This is a genomic window from Chloroflexota bacterium, from assembly GCA_011322445.1.
Classification (GTDB): Bacteria; Chloroflexota; Anaerolineae; order Anaerolineales; family DRMV01; genus DRMV01.
In genome coordinates this window covers 61,906-68,872 of sequence record DRMV01000011.1, presented here as the reverse complement: position 1 = coordinate 68,872, position 6,967 = coordinate 61,906, and the positions used below count along the sequence as shown (strand labels likewise).

The following is a 6,967-nucleotide window of genomic DNA, read 5'->3' as shown; positions in this document are numbered from 1 at the left end:
GTGCCGACTTACCAGGCCTGCCAATGGTTTGGGGTCACGCCTCAGGCCTATTACCAGGCCCGGAAGCGAGACCTGCGGAAGGAAGCCGAAGCCCAACTGATTCTCGCCTTGGTGCGAGAGATACGGAAACGCCACCCTCGCATGGGTGCTGTAGGCAACGCCTACGACAATGCTCCGGCGAAACGGCTGAACGGCATCCTCAAGACCGAGTATCTTCTGAGTAGTTTGTTTCCAAGCAAAAGCCAAGCCATTGAAACCGTGGCGCAAGCCGTGCATCTTTACAACTTTGAACGACCTCACCTCTCCTTGGGGTACGCTACCCCAGCCCATATATTCGGATCACTTTGATAGGGAGAGGGGAAGTTTTCGTGTAAACGTATTTCAGGACTGGACACCCAATCCCAATCCCTTAGCCCCTCCTTCCGCCACCGTCTCCAATTCCTCGATCACCCGCATCATCAAATCCACCGCCTTGCGCAGGGTGGCGGCGTCCATGGCAAACTTCGCCCCCGCGGCGGCGTAGAGTTCCGGCAGGGTGACGGTGCCGCCCAGTGCGAGCGCCTTGCGGTAAGCCGCTACCGCGGCTTGCTGGTCTTCCAGCGCGTTAGCCCATACCTGCACCGCGCCCAACTGTGCGAGGCCGTATTCCACATAGTAAAACGGGTACTGGAAGATGTGCAGTTTGCGCATCCAGCCCGAAACTTTGGCGTCTTCCAGGCCGCGCCAGTCGGTCACGGGCATGAAGCGGTCCCACAAGCCGCCCCAAATGCGGTCGCATTCGGCGGGGTCGTGGGCTTCTTCGGGGTGCTCGTAAACCCAGTGCTGGAAGGCGTCCACCACGGCCATGTAAGGCCAGAAGAGCAGGCTGCGTTCCAGGTGCTCGATGCGGGCGCGGGCGGCTTCGTGCGGAGTGTAAAAGCCGCCGAAGTCGTGCGTGAGGTAGGGGGAAGCCAGCAGTTCCATGCTCATGGAAGCCACTTCGGCAAATTCCATCGGCACGTTGCCCTGGTGGTAAAGGTAAGGCAACGCAAGGCTTTCAAAAACGTGGAAGGCGTGGCCGGATTCGTGGAACATGGTCTGCACATCGTCATGCACGCCAACGGCGTTCATGAAGATGAAGGGGCGTTTGCTCACGGGGAAAGCCGTGCAATAGCCGCCGGGGGCTTTGCCCTTGCGGTTTTCCAGGTCGAGCAGGTTTTCTTCCCGCATGGTGTGGTAATACGCGCCGAGTTGGGGATCCACATGGTGGAAGATGGCTTCGCTCTTTTCCTTGAGTTCTTCCACGTTGCGGAAGGGGCGCAGCGGCGGACGGCCTGCCGGGTCGACGTTCAAATCCCACGGGCGCAGGCGGTCGAGGCCGAGGCGCTGGCGGCGCTTTTCCAGCACGGCTGCGGCGGCGGGCACCACGACTTCTTCGATGGCCTTGTGGAAGGCGCGGCAGTCGTCGGGGGTGTAATCGAAGCGCCCCATCTGCTGCCAGCGGAAGGCGCGGTAGTCGGGCTTGTCGGCGTTGGCGGCCATCTGCTGGCGCAAATCGAGCATCTGCTGCCAGATGCGGGTGAGGGGGCCGCGGTCGCGCAACTGCCGCTCGGTCATCAGCCGCCAGGCTTCCTCACGCACGGTGCGGTCGGGTTCCTGCAAGAAGGGGCGCATCTGCGAAACCGTGTATTCCTTGTAATGCCATTCCACGGTCTGCGCGCCGACCACCTGGTTGTAGGCGTTGCGGAGTTTTTCTTCCTCCACCTGCAGGGGCAGGTTTTCTTCGCGGAAGAGTTCAATTTCGGCGCGCATGTTGCGCAGCGGAACGCAAAAGCCTTCCGGCTCCAGGCCGCTTTCCACGAGTTTTTTCGCCAGCGCCTGCTCGGCTTTGCGGGCTTCGGGAAGCACGCCTTCGATGAAGGCTTCGAAGCGCTGGTGGGCTTCCTCGTCGGTGGTGTCTACCGTGACGGCCACGTGCAGGCGGCTGGCGGTTTCATGAAGGTACTCGCCGAGGCGCGACCAGTCGGCCAGCCAGCCCTTCACGCTATCGGCGGTGAGGGTGGCTTTGCGGAGTTCGTCGTAGTAGGGAGCGATTTTCTCCCACGGCCAGGTCATGAATTCGGCAAGGTCGGGCAGGTTCATTGGGAAACCTCCGTGAATTCAGGGAATGGGGGTGAAGCGCGCACGGTCTTCGGTCACAACGACAAAATGACCGCGAATTTGTTCGCCATAAGTTTCCAGCAACGCTTTGAGCACGGCAATTTTGTTGGGGGAGCGTTCGTCATCCAGCCGCAGAAGGAGCACCCCGCGAGGGCGATACCCTCCTCGGAAAATCATTTCTCCGAAATCTTTGTCATTTGTGACGATAATCCACCCTTCATGCACAGCCTTTCCAATCAGGAAAGCATCCGTTGCCCCCCGCGCATGGTCATACACCGAAAACACCTCATGGCCTGCACTCCGCAGCCATCGCGCTACCACGGGGCCGGTGCATTCGTCCACCAAAAAGCGCATGGGGAATCACTCCGCCGCGAGCGGCATGAAAGCCGTATCAGCCAGCGATTTGGTGGCGAACAGCAGGCAGGCGCGAATATCTTCGGGGGTCAGGCCGGGGTACTCTGCCAGAATGTCTTCTACGGTGGCACCGTGGGCTAACAAATTGAGCACATATTCCACGGTCAGGCGGGTGCCCTTGATGACCGGCTTCCCGCCCTTGACTTCGGGGTTCATGCTGATACGCGCCAGCAATTGTTGTTCTTCCATGACGCTGCTCCTTGTCCCTCAGCAAACCAACCTCGCTCCCTCACTCCTCATCGGCGAGGGGGTCGGGCGTGTGGCGGTGCCAGTCGGTGGCTTGCTGGTACAGGTGAGCGGCTTCCAGAATGAGGTCTTCCCGGAAGTGGGGCCCCATGAACTGCAGCCCAATGGGCAGGCCAAGGTCGTCGAAGCCCACCGGGAACGCCACGCCGGGCACGCCCGCGAGGTTGGCGGGCAGGGTGAAGATGTCTTCCAGGTACATGGAAAGCGGATCGCCAGTGTGCGCGCCGATGCGGAAGGCGGTGCTCGGCGCAACGGGCGCGGCGATGAGGTCGATTTCCTTGAAAGCCTGCTCGAAATCGCGCTTGATGAGGGTGCGGACTTTCTGCGCCTGCCCGTAATAGGCATCGTAATAGCCCGCGGAGAGGGCGTAGGTGCCCAACATGATGCGGCGCTTGACTTCGGGGCCGAAAAGTTGCCCGCGGGTGTGGTAGAACACATCCCACATGGTTTCGGCTTCGGCGCGCGGCCCGTAGCGGATGCCGTCGAAGCGCGCCAGGTTGGCCGAGGCCTCAGCAGGGGCAATCAGGTAATAGACCGGCACGGCATATTCGGTGTGCGGCAGGCTGATTTCCCGCACCTCCGCGCCCATGTCGGCCATCAAATCCAGCGCGGCGCGCACCGCGTGGGCCACCGCGGGCTGGATGCCCTCGGTGAAATATTCCCGCGGCACGCCGATTTTCAGGCCGCGGAAGTCTTCCCGCGGCTTGAGGGAAGGCGGCGGCACGGGCACATCCATGCTGGTGGCGTCTAAGGGGTCTTGCCCGGCCATCAGGTGCAGGAAGAGCGCGGCGTCTTCGGCGGTCTGGGCAAGCACGCCCACGGTATCCAGCGAAGAGCCGTAGGCAATCAGGCCATAGCGGGAAACCCGCCCGTAGGTGGGCTTCAGGCCGGTGACGCCGCAGAAGGAAGCCGGCTGACGCACGCTGCCGCCGGTATCGGTGCCCAGAGCGACGGGCACCATGCGGGCTGCCACCGCAGCCGCGCTGCCGCCCGAAGAACCGCCCGGCACGCGTTCCAGATCCCAGGGGTTGTGGGTCACGCCGTAGGCCGAGTTTTCGGTGGAAGAGCCCATCGCGAACTCGTCGGTGTTGGTTTTGCCCACGATGATGGCCCCGGCTTCTTTCAGGCGGCGCACCGCCGTGGCATCGAAGGGCGGCACGTAGTTTTCCAGGATGCGCGAGCCGCAGGTGGTGCGGATGCCGCGCGTACTGAGGACGTCTTTCACGGCCATAGGCAGCCCCAGCAGCGGGGGCACGCTTTCGCCGTTGCGGCGGGCTTCCGCCCGGCGGCGGTCGGCTTCGTCGGCGGCTTGCAAGGCTTCCTCGGGCGTAAGGGTGAGGAAAGCGCGCACGACCGGCTCCAGCCGTTCAATGCGGGCAATCACGTCTTCGGTCAGTTCGCGGCTGGAGACCTCGCCGCTCGTCAGGGCGTTCAGCCATTCGGTCACGGTGCGCATCAGCCTTCCCCTCCAAAAACGGGCGGCACGCGGAATTGGCCGTTTTCGGTTTCCGCGGCGTTGGCAAGCACCTCGTCGCGCGGCAGGCCCGGGCGCGGCTCGTCTTCCCGCAGCACGGTGCGCGGCGGCAGCACGCTGGCCGTCGGCGGGATGTCGGCGGTGTCCAGCCCCTGCAGGCGGGCGACGTAATCCAAAACGTCAGAAAGTTGCTCGCGGTAGCGCTCGATTTCCTCGTCGGTGAGTTCCAGGCGCGCCAGTTGGGCGATGTGTTCAACTTCTTCACGGGTAAGTGCCATGGGCTTTCCTCGGCAAAGGGATGGCAAAATTATACCATCGGGTACAATTAGACTATGGTTGTCTGGCTTCTGGATCTGGACGGTACGCTTTACACCGACCGCACCGGTTTGTGGCCGGCAATCAGCGCCCGCATTACCCGTTACCTGGAAGTGCGGTTGGGGCTTGCCCCAGGGGCTGCCCAGGCGCTGCGCCGCCGTTGGGTGGCGGCCTATGGCACCACCTTGCAAGGGCTGTTGCATGAAATGCCCCACCATGCCGACCCATATGATTACTTTGCCTTTACCCACGACCTGCCGCTGGAAGCCTATCTGGCCCCCGACCCGAGGTTGCGCCGCACGTTGGAGGCGTTGCCCGGCCCCAAGTGGGTGTTCACCAATGCCGATGCGGCCCACGCCCGCCGCGTGCTGGAAATTTTGGGTGTGGCCGAGGTTTTCGAGGGCATCATTGACATCTTTGCCACCGACCTGCACCCCAAGCCGTGGGAAAGCGCTTACCGGCAGGCCCTTACCCTGGCAGGAAACCCGCCGCCCGGCGACGCGGTGCTGGTCGACGATCGTCTTTGCAACCTGACCGCTGCCCGCCCCTTGGGCTTCCGCACGGTGTGGGTGGCGCGGGAAGCCGCGGCCGCAGAAGCCCGCCAGGTGGATGCGGTGATTCCGGAAATTTACGCCCTCCCGCGGGCGTTCCCGAGGATTGCCGGCGCGCCCATGCCTTCCGCTGCGCGAGGGCACTGAACGCGCGGCGCGCGATGGAGGAAAAGCCATGCATACTGTGCTTTTGGTGCTCGGCGGCATTGTCGTTGCCATCATCTTTTCGTTGCTGCTGGCTTACAGCCTGCGCCGTCAAAACCTGCATGCCCAGGTGGAGATTTTGCGAAAGGTGGTGCGCCGCAGCCGCTCACCGTGGGTCAAAGAAGACCAGGGATGGAAAGCCCTCGGCGAGGCGGTCAAGGGCATTCCCGATGACCTGCGCCCGCCCTCGAAAGACGCCTGAGGCGCTGCACCGGCGCGCTGGGGGAGACCTGCCCACGGGGGAGCCGCCAAATTCCAAAACAATAGGGCACTTTTTACACTTTTCTAATCTCTCCGTGGTACGCTTACCTATAGACCATGAAGTATAAGGAGCTCAAGATGAAAAATTACTGGCGTTACCTTCTGGCTGCTGTGCTGGTGCTGGCTCTCGTCGCCGGCACTTTTGCAGGCGGCTTTGCTCTTGGCTACCTGGCTAAAGGCATTGAGAGCCCGGCCGGAAGCACCGCGGCTGTTTCCACCCCGCCTCCGCCCACTGTGGGCCCTGGCACCCCCACGCCTACGGCCAGCCCGACGGACATTTGGGCCCCCTTCTGGCAGGCCTGGAAGTTGTTGCATGAGTACTATGTCCGTCCGCTGGACGACGTCAAACTGGTGCAGGGCGCGATTCGCGGCATGTATGCCGCGACGGGCGACAAGCACACTTCTTACATGGACCCCGATGAATATCGCGAGGCTAACATCTCGCTGTCGGGCGAATATGAAGGCATCGGCGCCTGGGTTGACACTTCGGGCAAATATGTCACCATCGTGACCCCGATGAAAGGCTCGCCCGCCGAGAAGGCGGGGTTGCGACCGGGCGATGAAATCATCGCCGTCGATGGTCAAGACGTCACGGGCATCAACCCCGAACTGGTGGTGCGGAAGGTGCTTGGTCCTGCGGGCACGAAGGTGCGCCTGACCATTAAGCGCGATGATCAAAAGCCCTTCGATGTGGTCATCACCCGCGCCAAAATCACCATCCCCAGCGTGGAAGGCAAGATGCTGGATGGCGATATCGCTTACGTCCAACTGCACACCTTTGGCGATAAAACCACCCAGGAACTTCGCGACACGCTCAAAACCTTGATGGCGCAGCATCCTAAAGGGTTGATTTTGGACCTGCGCAACAACGGCGGCGGGTATCTCGTGACCGCTGTGGACGTGGCTTCCGAGTTCCTGCCGGAAGGCAAAGTGGTGCTCTACGAGCAATATAAAGACGGCAGCCTGAAGAGTTACAAGACCCACAGCGGCGGCCTGGCGACCGATGTGCCGATGGTGGTGCTGGTCAACGATGGCACGGCGTCGGCGGCTGAGATTGTCTCGGGCGCGCTGCAAGATTACGGCCGGGCTGTGCTGGTAGGCGTGACCACCTACGGCAAGGGCTCGGTGCAAAACTGGATTCCGCTGGATAACAACCAGGGCGCGGTGCGGATTACCGTGGCGTTGTGGCTCACCCCCAAGAAGCGCCAGATCAGCGGCAAGGGTCTGACGCCCGATTTCAAAGTGGAATTCACCCAAGACGATGCCAAAGCCAAGCGCGACCCGCAACTGGATAAGGCCAAAGAACTCATTCTTTCGGGTAAAGCGCCTGGCGGCATCAAATAACAACCCCTCACGGAGGGCA

The 6,967-nt window shown here is 62.2% G+C and carries 9 protein-coding genes; 4 read left to right on the top strand and 5 right to left on the bottom strand.

The genetic code is table 11. The annotated features are described in order from the left end of the window. Complete coding sequence (locus ENJ54_02170) at nucleotides 1-348, top strand: transposase (GenBank protein ID HFC08651.1); 348 nt, start codon at nucleotides 1-3, stop codon at nucleotides 346-348. 33 nt (nucleotides 349-381) lie between these two features. On the opposite strand, the gene ENJ54_02165 is transcribed toward ENJ54_02170, so the two are convergent. Genes ENJ54_02165 through gatC form a run of 5 tightly spaced genes read right to left on the bottom strand, consistent with a single transcriptional unit; the run spans nucleotide 382 to nucleotide 4,551 of the window. Beyond that, nucleotides 382-2,121: a M3 family oligoendopeptidase gene (locus ENJ54_02165; GenBank protein HFC08650.1), complete on the bottom strand. Its 1,740-nt coding sequence runs from the start codon at nucleotides 2,119-2,121 to the stop codon at nucleotides 382-384. Nucleotides 2,122-2,139: 18 nt separating this feature from the next. Then, the gene (locus ENJ54_02160; protein ID HFC08649.1) at nucleotides 2,140-2,493 is read right to left on the bottom strand and encodes a hypothetical protein; all 354 of its coding nucleotides are present in this window, start codon (nucleotides 2,491-2,493) and stop codon (nucleotides 2,140-2,142) included. Nucleotides 2,494-2,499: 6 nt separating this feature from the next. After that, nucleotides 2,500-2,742 (bottom strand): DUF433 domain-containing protein, encoded by a 243-nt coding sequence (locus ENJ54_02155; protein ID HFC08648.1) that lies wholly within the window; start codon nucleotides 2,740-2,742, stop codon nucleotides 2,500-2,502. Between the two features lie 40 nt (nucleotides 2,743-2,782). After that, complete coding sequence (gene gatA, locus ENJ54_02150) at nucleotides 2,783-4,255, bottom strand: Asp-tRNA(Asn)/Glu-tRNA(Gln) amidotransferase subunit GatA (GenBank protein ID HFC08647.1); 1,473 nt, start codon at nucleotides 4,253-4,255, stop codon at nucleotides 2,783-2,785. After that, entirely contained in the window at nucleotides 4,255-4,551 is a 297-nt protein-coding gene (gene gatC / locus ENJ54_02145; protein ID HFC08646.1) for an Asp-tRNA(Asn)/Glu-tRNA(Gln) amidotransferase subunit GatC, read from the bottom strand. The genes gatA and gatC overlap by 1 nt, the downstream gene beginning before the upstream one ends. 54 nt (nucleotides 4,552-4,605) lie before the next feature. On the opposite strand from gatC, the gene ENJ54_02140 reads away from it, so the two are divergent. From ENJ54_02140 to ENJ54_02130, 3 genes are all read left to right on the top strand, one after another. Continuing rightward, complete coding sequence (locus ENJ54_02140) at nucleotides 4,606-5,286, top strand: pyrimidine 5'-nucleotidase (protein HFC08645.1); 681 nt, start codon at nucleotides 4,606-4,608, stop codon at nucleotides 5,284-5,286. A gap of 28 nt (nucleotides 5,287-5,314) precedes the next feature. Beyond that, nucleotides 5,315-5,545 carry a hypothetical protein gene (locus tag ENJ54_02135; protein HFC08644.1) on the top strand — a complete coding sequence of 77 codons (231 nt, stop codon included), beginning with the start codon at nucleotides 5,315-5,317 and terminating at the stop codon, nucleotides 5,543-5,545. A gap of 116 nt (nucleotides 5,546-5,661) precedes the next feature. After that, nucleotides 5,662-6,948 (top strand): S41 family peptidase, encoded by a 1,287-nt coding sequence (locus ENJ54_02130; GenBank protein ID HFC08643.1) that lies wholly within the window; start codon nucleotides 5,662-5,664, stop codon nucleotides 6,946-6,948. Nucleotides 6,949-6,967 lie beyond the last annotated feature (19 nt).